At 69.1% G+C, this 13,946-nt stretch carries 14 protein-coding genes; 7 read left to right on the forward strand and 7 right to left on the reverse strand.

The window, feature by feature from the left end; translation table 11 throughout:
• Positions 1-53 precede the first annotated feature (53 nt).
• From mltG to J4O73_RS09200, 4 genes are all read right to left on the reverse strand, one after another.
• Positions 54-1,448 carry an endolytic transglycosylase MltG gene (mltG, locus tag J4O73_RS09185; protein ID WP_426216606.1) on the reverse strand — a complete coding sequence of 465 codons (1,395 nt, stop codon included), beginning with the start codon at positions 1,446-1,448 and terminating at the stop codon, positions 54-56.
• A gap of 86 nt (positions 1,449-1,534) precedes the next feature.
• Positions 1,535-2,479, reverse strand: a complete 945-nt coding sequence (gene mutM, locus J4O73_RS09190; protein ID WP_426216608.1) for a bifunctional DNA-formamidopyrimidine glycosylase/DNA-(apurinic or apyrimidinic site) lyase — start codon at positions 2,477-2,479, stop codon at positions 1,535-1,537.
• A gap of 76 nt (positions 2,480-2,555) precedes the next feature.
• Positions 2,556-2,975, reverse strand: coding sequence for an alternative ribosome rescue aminoacyl-tRNA hydrolase ArfB (arfB, locus tag J4O73_RS09195; RefSeq protein WP_426216610.1), 420 nt, complete (start codon positions 2,973-2,975; stop codon positions 2,556-2,558).
• A 16-nt stretch (positions 2,976-2,991) separates the two neighbouring features.
• On the reverse strand, positions 2,992-3,270 hold the full coding sequence (locus tag J4O73_RS09200; protein WP_378967250.1) for a BolA family protein: 279 nt from the start codon (positions 3,268-3,270) through the stop codon (positions 2,992-2,994).
• A gap of 103 nt (positions 3,271-3,373) precedes the next feature.
• Here J4O73_RS09200 and J4O73_RS09205 point away from each other — a divergent pair, with 103 nt between their 5' ends.
• The 3 genes from J4O73_RS09205 to cobT all read left to right on the forward strand — a co-directional run bounded on the left by J4O73_RS09205 (position 3,374) and on the right by cobT (position 7,090).
• Positions 3,374-3,997 (forward strand): J domain-containing protein, encoded by a 624-nt coding sequence (locus J4O73_RS09205; protein WP_426216612.1) that lies wholly within the window; start codon positions 3,374-3,376, stop codon positions 3,995-3,997.
• 190 nt (positions 3,998-4,187) lie between these two features.
• The gene (gene cobS, locus J4O73_RS09210) at positions 4,188-5,171 is read left to right on the forward strand and encodes a cobaltochelatase subunit CobS (protein WP_426216614.1); all 984 of its coding nucleotides are present in this window, start codon (positions 4,188-4,190) and stop codon (positions 5,169-5,171) included.
• Positions 5,172-5,179: 8 nt separating this feature from the next.
• The gene (cobT, locus tag J4O73_RS09215) at positions 5,180-7,090 is read left to right on the forward strand and encodes a cobaltochelatase subunit CobT (RefSeq protein WP_426216616.1); all 1,911 of its coding nucleotides are present in this window, start codon (positions 5,180-5,182) and stop codon (positions 7,088-7,090) included.
• Positions 7,091-7,112: 22 nt separating this feature from the next.
• On the opposite strand, the gene J4O73_RS09220 is transcribed toward cobT, so the two are convergent.
• From J4O73_RS09220 to rpmB, 3 genes are all read right to left on the reverse strand, one after another.
• A complete protein-coding gene (locus J4O73_RS09220; RefSeq protein WP_426216618.1) occupies positions 7,113-7,667 on the reverse strand; it encodes a TetR family transcriptional regulator in 555 nt (184 codons plus the stop codon).
• Entirely contained in the window at positions 7,664-8,137 is a 474-nt protein-coding gene (locus tag J4O73_RS09225; RefSeq protein ID WP_426216620.1) for a DUF1348 family protein, read from the reverse strand. The genes J4O73_RS09220 and J4O73_RS09225 overlap by 4 nt, the downstream gene beginning before the upstream one ends.
• 141 nt (positions 8,138-8,278) lie before the next feature.
• Positions 8,279-8,578 (reverse strand): 50S ribosomal protein L28, encoded by a 300-nt coding sequence (rpmB, locus tag J4O73_RS09230; RefSeq protein ID WP_378967241.1) that lies wholly within the window; start codon positions 8,576-8,578, stop codon positions 8,279-8,281.
• 260 nt (positions 8,579-8,838) lie between these two features.
• On the opposite strand from rpmB, the gene J4O73_RS09235 reads away from it, so the two are divergent.
• The 4 genes from J4O73_RS09235 to J4O73_RS09250 all read left to right on the forward strand — a co-directional run bounded on the left by J4O73_RS09235 (position 8,839) and on the right by J4O73_RS09250 (position 13,933).
• Entirely contained in the window at positions 8,839-9,726 is an 888-nt protein-coding gene (locus J4O73_RS09235) for a DUF3108 domain-containing protein (RefSeq protein WP_426216622.1), read from the forward strand.
• Positions 9,727-9,792: 66 nt separating this feature from the next.
• Entirely contained in the window at positions 9,793-10,083 is a 291-nt protein-coding gene (locus tag J4O73_RS09240; protein ID WP_378967237.1) for a DUF1330 domain-containing protein, read from the forward strand.
• 220 nt (positions 10,084-10,303) lie between these two features.
• Positions 10,304-10,570, forward strand: coding sequence for a hypothetical protein (locus J4O73_RS09245; protein ID WP_426216885.1), 267 nt, complete (start codon positions 10,304-10,306; stop codon positions 10,568-10,570).
• Between the two features lie 96 nt (positions 10,571-10,666).
• Positions 10,667-13,933 carry a helicase-related protein gene (locus J4O73_RS09250; protein ID WP_426216624.1) on the forward strand — a complete coding sequence of 1,089 codons (3,267 nt, stop codon included), beginning with the start codon at positions 10,667-10,669 and terminating at the stop codon, positions 13,931-13,933.
• Positions 13,934-13,946 lie beyond the last annotated feature (13 nt).

Genomic DNA, 13,946 nt, shown 5'->3' on the forward strand with positions numbered 1-13,946 from the left:
CGGAGGGACGGCGGCTGTAGCACGGATTCCGGCGCGAGAAAGGGGGAGGGGGCCTACCGCTTCGGCTTCTGCTTCGCGCCCGGCGGCTCCGCGAGCACCGGGATGCTCTTGGGCGAGCCGAGATCGTAGGTCTTGTTCTTCAGCGGATCGAGCCGCGTGCCCTCCGAGGCGTCGAAGGCGCGGGAGCGGGCCTCCGGCGACGTCGGATCGAGCAGCGCGGCGTTCGTGCTGCTGGGAGCTGCCCCGGAGGTGTCGCTGGCAGGCGGATCGGCCTTGTCCACCGCGTCAGGCGGGGCCTGTCGGCTCTTCTCGACGGCGCGCCAGCGGGCGACGTTGCGCTGGTGCGCCTCAAGGGTCTCGGCGAAGGCGTGGCCGCCGGTCCCGTCCGCCACGAAGTAGAGGTCGCGGGTGCGCGACGGGTTGGCGGTGGCTTCCAGCGCGGCCTTGCCGGGATTGGCGATCGGCCCCGGCGGCAGACCCTCGATGACGTAGGTGTTGTAGGGTGTCGCGCGGTCGATCTCGGAGCGCAGGATGCCGCGACCGAGGGTGCCCCGGCCGCCGACAAGCCCGTAGACGATGGTCGGGTCGGATTGCAGGCGCATCCGCCGGTTGAGGCGGTTCGCGAAGACGGCGGCGACGCGCGGACGCTCGTCGGCGCGGCCCGTCTCCTTCTCGACAATCGAGGCGAGGGTGACGAGTTCGGCCGGAGTCTTCACAGGCACGTCGGCGCTGCGGCGCTGCCAGATCTGGTTCAGCACCTCGCGCTGCTTCGCCTTCATCAGGTTGACGATCTGCTGGCGGGTAGCGCCGCGCTCGAACTTGTAGGTATCCGGCAGGAGCGAGCCCTCCGGGGGCACCTCGCCGATGTCGCCCGAGAGCACGTCGTTGTCGTTGAGGCGGGCAACGATCTGCTCCGAGGTCAGCCCCTCGGGGAAGGTGATCGCGTGCTGCACCTGACGGCCGGTCGCCAGCGTATCCAGCGTGTCGGCGATGCTCGCATGGGCCTTGAACAGGTATTCGCCCGCGCGCAGCGGTGGACGGCCCCCGAACCGGGCGGCGAACTCGAACAGCCCGGTATGCTGGATCACCCCCTCCTTCGCCAGCGTCTCGGCGATTTCGCTCGTGCCGCTGCGGCTCGGGATGACCACGACCTTGTCCGTTGCCAGGGGACCCGGCTCCTGCACGTTGCGCTGGTAGATGGTGAGCGTCACCATCGCCGCGAGGGCGGCGGCCACCGCGAAGGTGAGGAGGCCGCTGAACAGGCCGATGAAGCTGCTGCGCTCGCGCTCGGGGCGCTCGGGCGGCGGCGGGGCGGCGATGGGCTTGATCGCTTCGCTCGGGGAACGCGGCGAGAGACGCTGCGGCAACGGCATCTCGTCGTCGTGGCCCTCGGGATCGACCGGCTCCTGTCCCTCACCGGGGGGCGTCTTCGAACGGCGAAAGAACATCGGGATCCTCGGCGTCCGGCCGAACCGTTGCGTGAACGGGTCAGGGTCGGCCGCCCACATCGGGGTGTCGTGTCGTCCGCGCGACCCTAACCGCTTTTGTGGCGAAATTGCCGTTCGACCACAGGCCGTCGTGCCGCTTCACCGGGGGATGGCTGGCAGGTGGCACAGAAAAATGTCGATCGGTTCGCCTGAACGATCCGCGCCACCGTGCCCGTGCAGCCCGCCCGCGCGCAGGCGAGGCCGAAGCGGTCATAGACCCGGAAGGCGTGCTGGAAGCCGCCCGCGCTCCCATCCGTCCGGGCATAGTCGCGCAACGTCGAGCCGCCCGCCTGCACCGCCTCGTTCAGGACGGCGACGATGGCCCGCGCCAGCGCGTTGGCCTGCGCCGTCGGCCGCCCATCGGGTTTCGCAAGGGATCCGGCGGGCGCCTCCGGATGGATCTTCGCCCGGTGCAGCGCCTCGCAGACATAGATGTTGCCGAGCCCGGCGATCAGCCGCTGGTCGAGCAGCGCCGCCTTGAGCGGTGTGATCTTGCTCCGAAACAGGCCCGCGATCGTCGCCCCCGTGAGACCGCCGAGGGGTTCGATGCCCATCTTTGCGAAGTGGCGGCAGGTGTCCAACTCCGCCGTGGGCACGAGGTCCATGAAACCGAAGCGGCGGGCATCGTTGTATGTGACCGTCGCTCCGGACGACATCGCCATCACGACGTGGTCGTGCTTGGGTACGCCCTGCGCACCTTCGAGATAGAAATCCCCCGGCGAGAGGTTGCTGCCGTCGGGCATGGCCACGTCGAAGCGCCCGCTCATGCCGAGATGCATGATCAGAGTCTCACCGGAATCGAGGTTCGCGGTCAGGTATTTCGCGCGTCGCGCTAGGGCGGTGACGCTTCGGCCTTCGAGGCGAGCGGCGAAGCGGGCGGGGAAGGGGAAGCGGAGATCGGGCCGCCGGAGCGTCACGCGGCTGAAGCGGGCGCCGACCATGGCGGGTTCAAGGCCCCGGCGCACGGTCTCGACCTCGGGAAGTTCGGGCATGTCGTCCTGTCGTCTTGCGATGTCCCGCCGATATCGGCGTCCGGGCGGCGGGCCGCAATGCGCCGTGCGGGCGCGGTCAATCCATCGGTGCGCCGCGCAGGCGCTTGGTGACCCCGCGCTTCGTCTTCGCCTCCAACCGGCGCTTCTTCGAGGCGAGCGTCGGCCGCGTCGGGCGGCGCGGCGTCGGCGGCACGGCGGCCTCCGCCACCAGGGCGGCCAGGCGTTCGCGGGCATCGGCCCGGTTGCGCTCCTGGGTGCGGAATTGCTGCGCCACCAGGACGAGAACCCCGTCATCGGTGAGACGCCGCCCGGCGAGCCGCATCAGCCGCACGGCGACGGCATCCGGCAGGGCGCGTGACCTGCGGACGTCGAAGCGTAATTGCACCGCCGTCGAGAGCTTGTTGACGTTCTGGCCGCCGGGGCCGGACGAGCGCACGAAGGTCTCGATCAGTTCCGCGTCGGGGATCGCGATCTCCGGCGTACAGACGAGGGTCACGGCCGGAGCCTTTCGGTCACGCCGCCTCGGCGGGGGTGCGTGCGCGCAACGCCAGCGCGTGCAGGCCCCGGGCGAAGGCGGGGTCCATCAGCCCGTTCACGATGCGGTGGCGCTCCACGCGGCTCTTCCCCTCGAAGGCCGCCGACACGATATCGAGGCGGTAATGGGTTTCGCCCCCCGGCCGTGCCCCGGAATGGCCGGCATGAAGGTGTGATTCGTCGATGACATCGAGGTGAGCGGGCGCCAATTCGGTGCGCAGCCGCATCTCGATCCAGTCCCGAAGCGTTTCGGTCATTTCGCGTCTCGTGTCGCTTAGCCCGTCAAGCCCGGTTGCGCGCATGCGTCATCAGGCCCGGTGCCCTTGTGTTGGCGATACGCCCCCTCATAATCGGCCCGTCATGGATCTCAACTCGCGCCTGTTCGACAGCATCCGCATCAAGCCGTCCTGCGACGAGCCGAAGGCCGCTGCGGATTCGGCCTGTGAGAGTCCCGGCTGCAAGAATCCGGGGCTCTATCGCGCGCCGAAGGGCCGCAAGGCTGAAGGCCAGTACTGGCGCTTCTGCATGGACCACGTGCGTGCCTACAACGCCTCGTACAATTACTTCGACGGCATGAACGACGCCGCCGTCCAGGCCTATCAGAAGGATGCCATCATCGGACACCGGCCGACCTGGGCGATGGGGGTGAACCGCACCGGCCCGACCAAGCCGGAGGAGGAGGTGAGCCGCGATTGGGCCTATGTCGATCCGCTGGGCATCCTTCGGGCCAACGGCGTGGGCGACAAGGGCCGACGGGCCCGGCAGGAGGAGCCCGAACGTCCCCGTCGTTCGGCCGCCGTGAGCAAGGCGCTCGACGTCATGGGCCTCGATGAGAGTGCGGATTCGGCGGCCATCAAGGCGCAGTACAAGACGCTGGTGAAGCGCTTCCACCCGGACGCCAATGGCGGTGACCGCTCCTTCGAGGAGCGCCTGCGCGACATCATCCGCGCCCACGACGTGCTGCGGGGGGCTGGGCTCTGCTGAGCACGCGGCACGATCGATGCACGCCGTCCCGCTCGAAGCGGGCGGGGGACGGCTCTATATGAAGACTCTCGTTCCGCGGTAGCGAGTCCCCGCGCTGCCGTCTAAGGTTCCGTGACGTGCGGAACTTGCTTCCCAGCGTCTCCCGCGCGATGGCCGCCTTCCCGTGGCCCCGCGCTCCAAGAGGTCCCGAATGCGCTCCGACGACACGCCCGCCCGGCTCCCCGACCGCACCGTCAACGTCCGCGATGTCTTCGGCATCGACCTCGACCTCAAGGTGCCGGCCTTCTCGGAAGCCGAGGAGCATGTGCCCGATCTCGACCCGGATTACATCTTCGATCGGGAGACGACGCTCGCCATCCTCGCGGGCTTCGCGCGCAATCGCCGCGTGATGGTCACCGGCTACCACGGCACCGGTAAGTCCACGCATATCGAGCAGGTCGCCGCCCGGTTGAACTGGCCCTGCGTGCGCATCAACCTCGACAGCCACGTCTCGCGCATCGATCTCGTCGGCAAGGACGCGATCGTGCTGCAGGACGGCAAGCAGGTCACCGCCTTCCAGGACGGCATCCTTCCCTGGGCGCTGCAGAACAACGTCGCCCTCGTCTTCGACGAGTACGATGCGGGCCGCCCGGACGTGATGTTCGTGATCCAGCGCGTGCTGGAAGTCTCGGGCCGCCTGACCCTCCTCGACCAGAAGCGGGTCATCCGCCCTCACCCGGCCTTCCGCCTGTTCGCCACCGCCAACACGGTCGGCCTCGGCGACACGTCGGGCCTGTATCACGGCACGCAGCAGATCAACCAAGGCCAGATGGACCGCTGGTCCATCGTCACGACCCTGAACTACCTGCCTCACGACCGTGAGGTGGACATCGTCCTGTCCAAGGCGACCCACTACAAGGGCGACAGCGGGCGCGACATCGTCAGCCGCATGGTCCGCGTGGCCGACCTGACCCGCAACGCCTTCATGAACGGCGACCTCTCCACCGTCATGAGCCCGCGCACGGTCATCACCTGGGCCGAGAACGCCGACATCTTCCGCGACATCGGCTTCGCCTTCCGCGTCACCTTCCTGAACAAGTGCGACGAGCTGGAACGGACCCTGGTGGCCGAGTTCTACCAGCGCGCCTTCGGCAAGGAACTGCCCGAGAGCGCGATGAACGTCGCCCTGAGCTGAGGGCCCGCATGTCCCTATCCAACCGCAAGCCCGGCGAGCGGCGCGAGCCCGTCGCGGAACCCCTGAAGCGTTCCGTGGCGGGATGCCTTCGCGCCATCGCGCGCAAGGCCGAGATCGAGGTGACTTACGCCACCGACCGGCCGGCGCTGACGGGCGACAAGGCGCGCCTGCCCGAGCCGCCGCGGAAGATGTCGGCCGGGGACGTGGCCGTGCTGCGGGGCAATGCCGATGCCATGGCGTTGCGGCTGGGCTGCCACGACGTGGCGCTGCACCGCCGCTTCGCCCCGGAGAACGCCCCGGCGCGGGCGGTCTACGACGCGGTGGAGCAGGCGCGCGTGGAAGCCATCGGCTCCCGGCGGATGTCGGGCGTGGCGAGCAACATCGCCGCGATGCTGGAGGATCGCTACCACCGGGGCGGGAAGTACGAATCGATCACCGATCGGGCCGACGCGCCGCTCGAGGACGCGGTCGCGCTCATGGTGCGTGAGCGGCTGACGGGTCAGGCTCCGCCCGAGGCCGCCGAAAAGATCGTCGAACTCTGGCGCCCGCATATCGAGGAAAAGGCCGGGCCGAACCTCGATGGGCTCATCGGCTCCATTGAGGACCAACGCGCCTTCGCCCGCTCGATCCGCGATCTGCTCTCCTCCCTCGACATGTCGGACGAGACGCCCTTCGACCCGGAGGACGACGAGAACGACGACGAGAACGACGCTCAGGACGACGAGCAGAACCCGAGCGAGGGCGATTCCGAGGAGAAGTCGCAAGGCGACCGCGCCGAGATCGAGACCTCGGAGGAAGCCTCGGACGATATCGAGGAAGGCGCCCAGGAACAGGCCGACGCCCCCTCGGGCGAGTTGCCCGACGAGGCCGAGGACGCCGAATCGGACGAGGCGGCCGAGGGCTCGCGCCCGCCGCCCCGTCAGGCCAACGAGGCGCGCGGTCCCGACTACAAGGTGTTCAGCCCGAAATTCGACGAAGTGATCTACGCCGAGGATCTGTGCGACGCGGACGAGCTCGCCCGCCTGCGCAGCTACCTCGACAAGCAACTCTCGCATCTGCAGGGCGTGGTGGGGCGGCTGGCCAACCGGCTTCAGCGGCGCCTGCTCGCGCAGCAGAACCGCGCCTGGGATTTCGATCTCGAAGAGGGCCAGCTCGACCCGGCGCGACTCGTGCGCGTGGTGACGGACCCGTTCCAGCCTCTCTCCTTCAAGCAGGAGAAGGACACGAATTTCCGCGATACGGTCGTGACGCTTCTGCTGGACAATTCCGGCTCGATGCGCGGGCGCCCGATCACCGTGGCGGCGACCTGCGCCGACATCCTGGCACGGACCCTCGAACGCTGCGGCGTGAAGGTCGAGATCCTCGGCTTCACGACCCGCGCGTGGAAGGGGGGGCAGAGCCGCGAATCGTGGCTCGCCGCCGGCAAGCCGCCGTCACCCGGCCGCCTGAACGATCTGCGCCACATCGTCTACAAGGCGGCGGACGCCCCGTGGCGGCGGGCACGCAAGAATCTCGGGCTGATGATGCGCGAGGGGCTTCTGAAGGAGAACATCGACGGCGAGGCGCTGGATTGGGCGCATCAGCGCCTGCTCGGTCGCCCCGAGCAGCGCAAGATCCTGATGGTGATCTCGGATGGTGCGCCCGTTGATGATTCGACCCTGTCCGTGAACGCGGGCAATTACCTCGAACGGCACCTACGCTGGATGATCGAGGACATCGAGACCCGGTCTCCGGTGGAGCTTTTGGCCATCGGCATCGGCCACGACGTGACGCGCTACTACCGTCGCGCCGTGACGATCATCGACGCCGAGGAGCTCGGGGGCGCGATGACGGAGAAGCTCGCCGAATTGTTCGAAGAGGACGGCTCGCCGCTGCCGGTTCGCTTGCCCGGGCGGAAAGCCGCGGGCGGGCGGCGGTAGAAGCGGCTCCGAGGGGAGCTTCTCACTCCGCGAGAAGCTCCTGCTCCAGCCTCTCGAGCGCCCGGCCGAACACGCCTGGGTCGTCCAGCGCTCTGGCCAGGACCAGGGCGCCCTGGATCGCAAGAACCGCATGCTCGGCTCGCTCCGATGCCCCTGAGCGCTTGGCCCGCCTGAGTGCCTCGGCCAGGGCGTCCCGCCACGCCGCGAAATACGCGGCGATGCGCGTGGCGAAGCGGTCGCGGGTGTCGCCTAGGGCGAAGGCTCCGATCAGGCAGACCCGGCGGCCGGAACGGAAATACGCATCGGTCTCCCGCACCATCCGCCGGATCGCGGCCTCAGGATCGGCATCGTTCCGTAGGGGAGCGAAGATCGCGCGGGTGAACCACCCATCGATCTCGGCCAGGACAGCCTCGGCCATCTCCTCCTTTCCGCCGGGAAAGAAATGGTAGAGGCTTCCCTTGCCGAGCCCTGTCCGCGCCGTGATGGCCGACAAGCTCGCGCCTTCGAAGCCGTGCTCGCGAAACACTTCCGCGACGGCCATGATGGCCGCAGCCCTGTCGGCGGCGCTGCGGCTCACAGGCCGAGGTCGCTCAGGCTCGGATGGTCGGCCGGGCGGGGGGCGGAGCGATCCCAGTGGAACAGGCGCTCGCTCTCTTTGATCGGCAGATCGTTGATGCTGGCATGGCGAGCCTGCATCAGCCCGTTCGCATCGAACTCCCAGTTCTCGTTGCCGTAGGCCCGGAACCACGCGCCCGAATCGTCCTGGAATTCATAGGCGAAGCGCACCGCGATGCGATTCTCGTGGAACGCCCAGAGCTCCTTGATCAGCCTGTACTCGTGCTCCCGGCTCCACTTGCGGGTCAGGAATTCGACGATGGCCGGTCGGCCGGAAAAGATCTCCGCGCGGTTCCGCCAGCGGCTATCGGGCGTGTAGGCCAGGGCGACCTTTTCGGGATTACGACCGTTCCACCCGTCCTCGGCAGCGCGGACCTTCTGCGCGGCAGACTCGGCGGTAAAGGGTGGCAGCGGCGGGCGCGACTCGGACATGACAAGCTCCTTTCAGATCTGTACCGATCGGTACAATGCCGAGAGAAGGCCGTCAATCACGACTCATGCTGGAGGTACAGACGAGCGAAAACGACCGGCGCCTCGCGAGCGCCGGTCGTTTTCAGAAACCAGTAAAGGGCCTTAGGCCGCGGCCGGGACCTCGGCGAGCTTCTTGTGCAGCTCGCGCTTGAGGAGACGGGCGGTCGGGGACAGCTCGCCCTCGGAAGCCTTCACGAGGAAGGCGTCCAGGCCGCCGCGGTGCTCGACCGTGCGGAGGGCATGAGCGGTGATGCGCAGACGGACACGCTTGCCGAGGGCATCGGACTGAAGCGTGACGTTGCACAGGTTCGGAAGGAACCGGCACTTGGTCTTGCGGTTCGAGTGGCTCACGAGGTGGCCGACCTGAACGGCCTTGCCGGTGAGTTCGCAGCGGCGCGCCATGACTTGAATAATCCCGTTTCGTTCCGCCGCGGGCCAGATCGCAGCCTGCGCAAACCTTCGCGCCGCGGGCCGCGCCCGTGCGTCAAACCAGGTCCGGCGGAGTCCTGTTGAAGGCGCGGGCTATAGGCGACCGATGGCCGCCCCGTCAAGGCTGGACTGGTCCGGGTCTCGCCGAACCCTCTGTTAACCATGGTGCGGGGATAACCGAGTTCCACTCCGCACGGCTTGTTCCGGTGCGGACCAGGATTTCGAGCCGGACCATGCGTATCACGATCCCGGTCAGGCCCGCGCTGGTCGCGAGCCTCGTCGCCACAATGGCGTTCCTCACACCCTCCGCCGAGGCGCGCCCGCGCAAGGCGAAGGCCTCCGCGACCGCAGCCTCGCTCACGGTGGATTACGCCATCGCCCTGGCGGGCATGCGAATCGGGACCGGCCGCCTCGCCGGCGCGTTCGAGCGGGACAGCTACCGGGTCGACGTCTCCGCGACGCTCACCGGCCTCGTCGGCGCCATCACGGGCGGCCAGGGCTCGGCACGCTCCACGGGCACCCTCGGGGCCGGGCCGCTGCCGAGCACCTTCTCCATCGCGACGCGCACCGCCAATTCCGGCATCGCTGTGCGTATGGCGCTTTCCCACGGCAACGTGGCTCAGACCGAGATCACGCCGCCGCTGGTCGACATGCAGGACCGGGTTCCGGTCACGGCCACCGATAAGCGCGGCATCGTCGATCCGGCGAGTGCCCTCGTCATGCCGGTCCGTGCGGGAAGCGCCCCGACCGATCCGGCCAATTGCGATCGCAGCCTGCCTCTGTTCGACGGGGCGACGCGATTCAATGTGACCCTGAGCTACGCCGAGACGCGCGAGGTGCAGAAGCCCGGCTATTCCGGCCCGGTCCTCGTCTGCAACGCGCGCTACAAGGCGGTGGCTGGGCACCGGCCGGACCGGCCGGGCGTGCGCTTCATGGAGGACAACCGCGAGATGTCGGTCTGGCTTGCGCCCGTGGAGGGCACGCGGCTGCTCGTGCCGCTGCGCATTTCGGTGATGACCGAGATCGGGACCAACATCATCGAGGCGACCCGCTGGGCCCGCACGGGCGAGACCGGGCCGGCTGCCCCGGCGCTCGCCCAGGCGACCATCCCGGAGCAGTGACGCTTCCCTTCGGCGCGGGGGCGCCCTAATCCCCGCGCGGCGGCAGGGGTCGCTGAAGGAGTGGTCATGGCGAAGGGTTACATCATCGTCCGCATGACGGTTACGGATCCCGAGGCGTACAAGGAATACGCCGCGATGGCCTCCGAGGCGATGAAGATCTACGGCTGCAAGCCCCTGGTCCGGGGCGGGCGCAGCGAAGCCCTGGAGGGCGAGGCCCGGCCGCGCAACGTCGTGCTGGAGTTCGACTCCTACGAGGCGGCCCGGACCTATTATTACTCCCCCGAATACCAAGCCGCCGTCGCCAAGCGCCTGCCCGCCGGAACCGGCGAGGTCGTGCTGGTGGAAGGGGTCGAGTAGCTGCCCATCGTCTTCACGCTGTCATCGCGAGCGGAGCGAAGCGACCCAGTGCGGCGGGCCGTCACGGAGCAGGGCGCATCCCTGGATTGCTTCGCTCCGCTCGCAAAGACGATCCGTCGATGATTTCGAAGTGAATCGATCCGGGTAGCGGGACGTTTACGCGTAGGGCGCATGTCAGATCGGCGTCGCCGCGCGCCGAGGCGAGACAGGAATCGTGCCCATGCGTCTCGCCTGCTGTCTCGTTCTCCTGAGCGCCACGCCTGCCCTGGCCCAGCCCCTGACCGCAGGCTCGCCCTGCGGCGGCGATGCCTTCTCGTCGGCACAGGTGATCGAGCACCGGCCGCCCCGGCGGGGGCCGTTGACGGCGGTGCCGGACACCCTCTGCGCCGATGTCGAGCCGCAACACCCCCAGACGGGCGTGCAGATCGATCTGTACCCCGTCATCGTGCCGCAGGTTGGCAGGGGCGGGCGCACCGTCCCATATTGAGGGGAGACGGTCGTCCGACCGCAGGAACAGCCGATCATCGACGCCCTTCTTCGCCCCGCTCTGCGCTCCCTGAAACGCGACGCCCGCGCCCGTGGCGTGACCGCCGTTCTGGGGCCGACCAATACCGGCAAGACGCATCTCGCCATCGAGCGGATGCTCGCGCACCCGACCGGCATGATCGGGCTGCCCCTGCGGCTGCTCGCCCGCGAGGTGTATCTGCGCGTCGTCGCCAAGGTCGGCCCGGAGAAGGTCGCCCTCGTCACCGGCGAAGAGAAGATCAAGCCGGATCGTCCGCGCTACTGGATCTGCACCATCGAAGCGATGCCGCGCGATCTCGACGTGGCCTTCGTGGCGATCGACGAGATTCAGCTCGCCGCCGACATGGATCGCGGCCACGTCTTCACCGACCGGCTGCTCTATGTGCGGGGCCGGGAAGAGACGCTTCTCATCGGCTCTTCGACCATCCTGCCACTAGTGCAGGACCTGATTCCGAACGTCCACACCACCACCCGGCCGCGCCTGTCGAGCCTGACCTTCGCGGGTGAGAAGAAGCTCTCGCGCCTGCCCCGGCGCACCGCCATCGTCGCCTTCTCGGCGGAGGAGGTCTACGCGATCGCGGAGTTGATCCGCCGTCAGCGTGGTGGGGCGGCGGTGGTGCTGGGGGCGCTCTCGCCCCGGACCCGCAACAGCCAGGTCGAACTCTACCAGAGCGGCGACGTCGATTACCTCGTCGCCACCGATGCGGTGGGGATGGGCCTGAACCTCGATGTCGATCACGTCGCCTTCGCCGCCAACTGGAAATACGACGGCACCCGTTTCCGTCGCCTGACACCGGCCGAGATGGGCCAGATCGCGGGTCGGGCCGGGCGCCACCTATCCGACGGCACGTTCGGCTCCACCGGCCGCTGCCCGCCCTTCGAGGCGGAATTGGTCGAGCGGCTGGAGCACCACGATTTCGACCCGCTGCGCATCCTGCAATGGCGCAACCCGGATCTCTCCTTCGCCAGCCTGGAGGCCCTTCAGGCGAGCCTCGATGAGCACCCCCGCGAGGCGGGCCTGACCCGGGCGCCGATGGGCGAGGACCAGCAGGCGCTGGAAATCCTGATGCGGGAGGAGGACATCCGCGACATGGCGCGCGGCCCATCCTCCGTGCGCCGCCTGTGGGATGTCTGCGGCGTGCCCGATTACCGCAAGGTGCATCCGCAGGTTCATGCGGACCTCGTCGCGCAGCTCTACCGCTTCCTGATGAAGGGCATGGCTGGGCGCATTCCGGACCAATGGTTCGCCGAGCACGTGGCCTCGATCGACCGGACGGACGGCGACATCGACACCCTGTCCCGGCGGATCGCGCAGGGTCGGACCTGGACCTTCGTCGCGAACCGGCCAGATTGGCTTCGTGATCCCGAACATTGGCAGGGCGAAACGCGTCGGGTAGAGGACAGGCTGTCGGACGCCCTCCACGAACGCCTTGCGAGCCGCTTCGTTGACCGGCGCACCAGCGTCCTGATGCGACGCCTACGAGAGAACACGATGCTCGAAGCCCAGATTACCCCCGACGGGGATGTGACCGTCGAGGGTCAGCATGTCGGCCAGCTCAACGGCTTCCTGTTCGTGCCCGATGCGAGCGCCGAAGGCCATGAGGCCAAGACGCTCCGCAGCGCAGCCGAGAAGGCGCTCGCCAGCGAATTCGAGGCCCGCGCCGAGCGGTTCTCGTCCACCGCCGATTCGACCCTCGTGCTCTCGCATGATGGAACGATCCGCTGGACCGGCGCGCCCGTCGGGCGTCTCCTGCCGGGCGACAAGTTGTTCGCCCCGCAGGTCCGCGTCCTCGCCGATGACAGCCTCGACACCGCTGGCCGCGAAAAGGTCCAGGCCCGGCTCGATGCATGGCTGAAGGCGCATGTGACGCGCCTGCTCGGGCCGCTCATGGAGATCGAGACGGCGGCGGACCTTACCGGTCTGGCCAAGGGCATCGGCTATCAGGTGGTCGAATCGCTCGGCGTGCTGGAGCGCTCGAAGGTGGCGCACGAGATGCGCAGCCTCGATCAGGACGGCCGCGCCGCCCTGCGTCGCCACGGCGTGCGTTTCGGCGCCTATCACATCTTCCTGCCCGCCTTGCTGAAGCCCGCGCCGCGCACGCTGGCCGCCCAGCTCTGGGCGCTGCGCAACGGCGGCCTCGACCAGCGCGGTCTCGATGAGATCGCCCATCTCGCGGGGTCCGGCCGCACCTCGATCAAGGTCGACAAGGAGATCGCCAAGGGCCTCTACCGGGCCGCCGGTTTCCGCGTCTGCGGCGAGCGGGCGGTGCGTGTCGATATCCTCGAACGCCTCGCCGACCTGATCCGCCCGGCCATCGCCTACCGCCCCGGTACCACGCCGGGCGCCCCGCCCGAGGGCACCGCCGACGGCGATGCCTTCGTCGCCACCGTCGGCATGACCTCGCTGGTCGGCTGCTCGGGTGAGGATTTCGCCTCGATCCTGAAGTCGCTGGGCTACGCCAACGAATCGCGCCCCGGCCCGGCCATCACCGTGCCGCTCCTCGCCGCCGCCCCGACCGTGCCGGCCAAGCCCGCCGTCGCCGAGCCGACGGACGAAACCGCCGCCGAAGCCGCCCCGGAGGGTGAGGCCGGGACGGCGGAGGTCGGTACGGAGCCGGTGGACGAGCCCGTACAGGCTGAGGACGATACGGTCGCGCCGGAGGCCGACGCCCTCGTCGCCGAGGCGGAGAGCCCCGTTGCGCCCGAGACGGGTCCCGAAGCCGCTGCCGAGGAGCCTGCTGCCGAGCCGGGGGCGGAGGAAGTCGCCGCCGCGACCGAGCCGCCGGTGGCTCAGGAGGCCTCGGCCGAGGAGATCGCTGGCCAAGATGTCGGCCAAGATGTCGGCGAAGACGCTGGTCAGGATGCTGGCCAGACCGTGAGCGAAGACGCCGCCGTCGAAGGCGAGCCTTCCACCGCCCCCGAGGTTGCGCCCGTCGAGGTCTGGCGGCTTCAGCGTCATCAGCGCCCGGCCAATGCCCGTCCGAACAATCGTCCGCGTGGTGGTCGGCGCGAGGGTGGCCCGCAGGGCGCCTCCGATCAGCCTCGCCGGGCGGAAGGTCAGGGCCGCGAGGATCGGCGCGACGGTCCCCGCCGCGACCGGCCTGAGGGGGGGCGTCCGGATCGCCGCCGCGACGAGGGACGTCCCGACCGGCGTCCGGAGCATCGCGGCGAGGGCCGCCACGATCCCCGGCAGGAGCGTCACGGCGGGCCTCGTCCCGACCAGCGGCCGCCCCGGCGTGAGCGTGCGCCCGATCCCGATTCGCCCTTCGCCAAGCTCGCCGCCCTGAAGGCGCAGCTCGAATCCGGCGACGGCGGCAAGCGTTGACCGGCGGGAGGCG

The organism is Methylobacterium sp. NFXW15 (genome assembly GCF_049887755.1).
Taxonomy (GTDB): domain Bacteria; phylum Pseudomonadota; class Alphaproteobacteria; order Rhizobiales; family Beijerinckiaceae; genus Methylobacterium.

Bases quoted from the DNA above. Each gene is read 5' to 3' on its own strand.
- mltG (WP_426216606.1), bottom strand. From the start codon at position 1,448: ATGTTCTTTCGCCGTTCGAAGACGCCCCCCGGTGAGGGACAGGAGCCG.
- mutM (WP_426216608.1), bottom strand. From the start codon at position 2,479: ATGCCCGAACTTCCCGAGGTCGAGACCGTGCGCCGGGGCCTTGAACCC.
- J4O73_RS09200 (WP_378967250.1), bottom strand. From the start codon at position 3,270: ATGACCGAAACGCTTCGGGACTGGATCGAGATGCGGCTGCGCACCGAA.
- J4O73_RS09205 (WP_426216612.1), top strand. From the start codon at position 3,374: ATGGATCTCAACTCGCGCCTGTTCGACAGCATCCGCATCAAGCCGTCC.
- cobS (WP_426216614.1), top strand. From the start codon at position 4,188: ATGCGCTCCGACGACACGCCCGCCCGGCTCCCCGACCGCACCGTCAAC.
- cobT (WP_426216616.1), top strand. From the start codon at position 5,180: ATGTCCCTATCCAACCGCAAGCCCGGCGAGCGGCGCGAGCCCGTCGCG.
- J4O73_RS09225 (WP_426216620.1), bottom strand. From the start codon at position 8,137: ATGTCCGAGTCGCGCCCGCCGCTGCCACCCTTTACCGCCGAGTCTGCC.
- rpmB (WP_378967241.1), bottom strand. From the start codon at position 8,578: ATGGCGCGCCGCTGCGAACTCACCGGCAAGGCCGTTCAGGTCGGCCAC.
- J4O73_RS09235 (WP_426216622.1), top strand. From the start codon at position 8,839: ATGCGTATCACGATCCCGGTCAGGCCCGCGCTGGTCGCGAGCCTCGTC.
- J4O73_RS09240 (WP_378967237.1), top strand. From the start codon at position 9,793: ATGGCGAAGGGTTACATCATCGTCCGCATGACGGTTACGGATCCCGAG.
- J4O73_RS09245 (WP_426216885.1), top strand. From the start codon at position 10,304: ATGCGTCTCGCCTGCTGTCTCGTTCTCCTGAGCGCCACGCCTGCCCTG.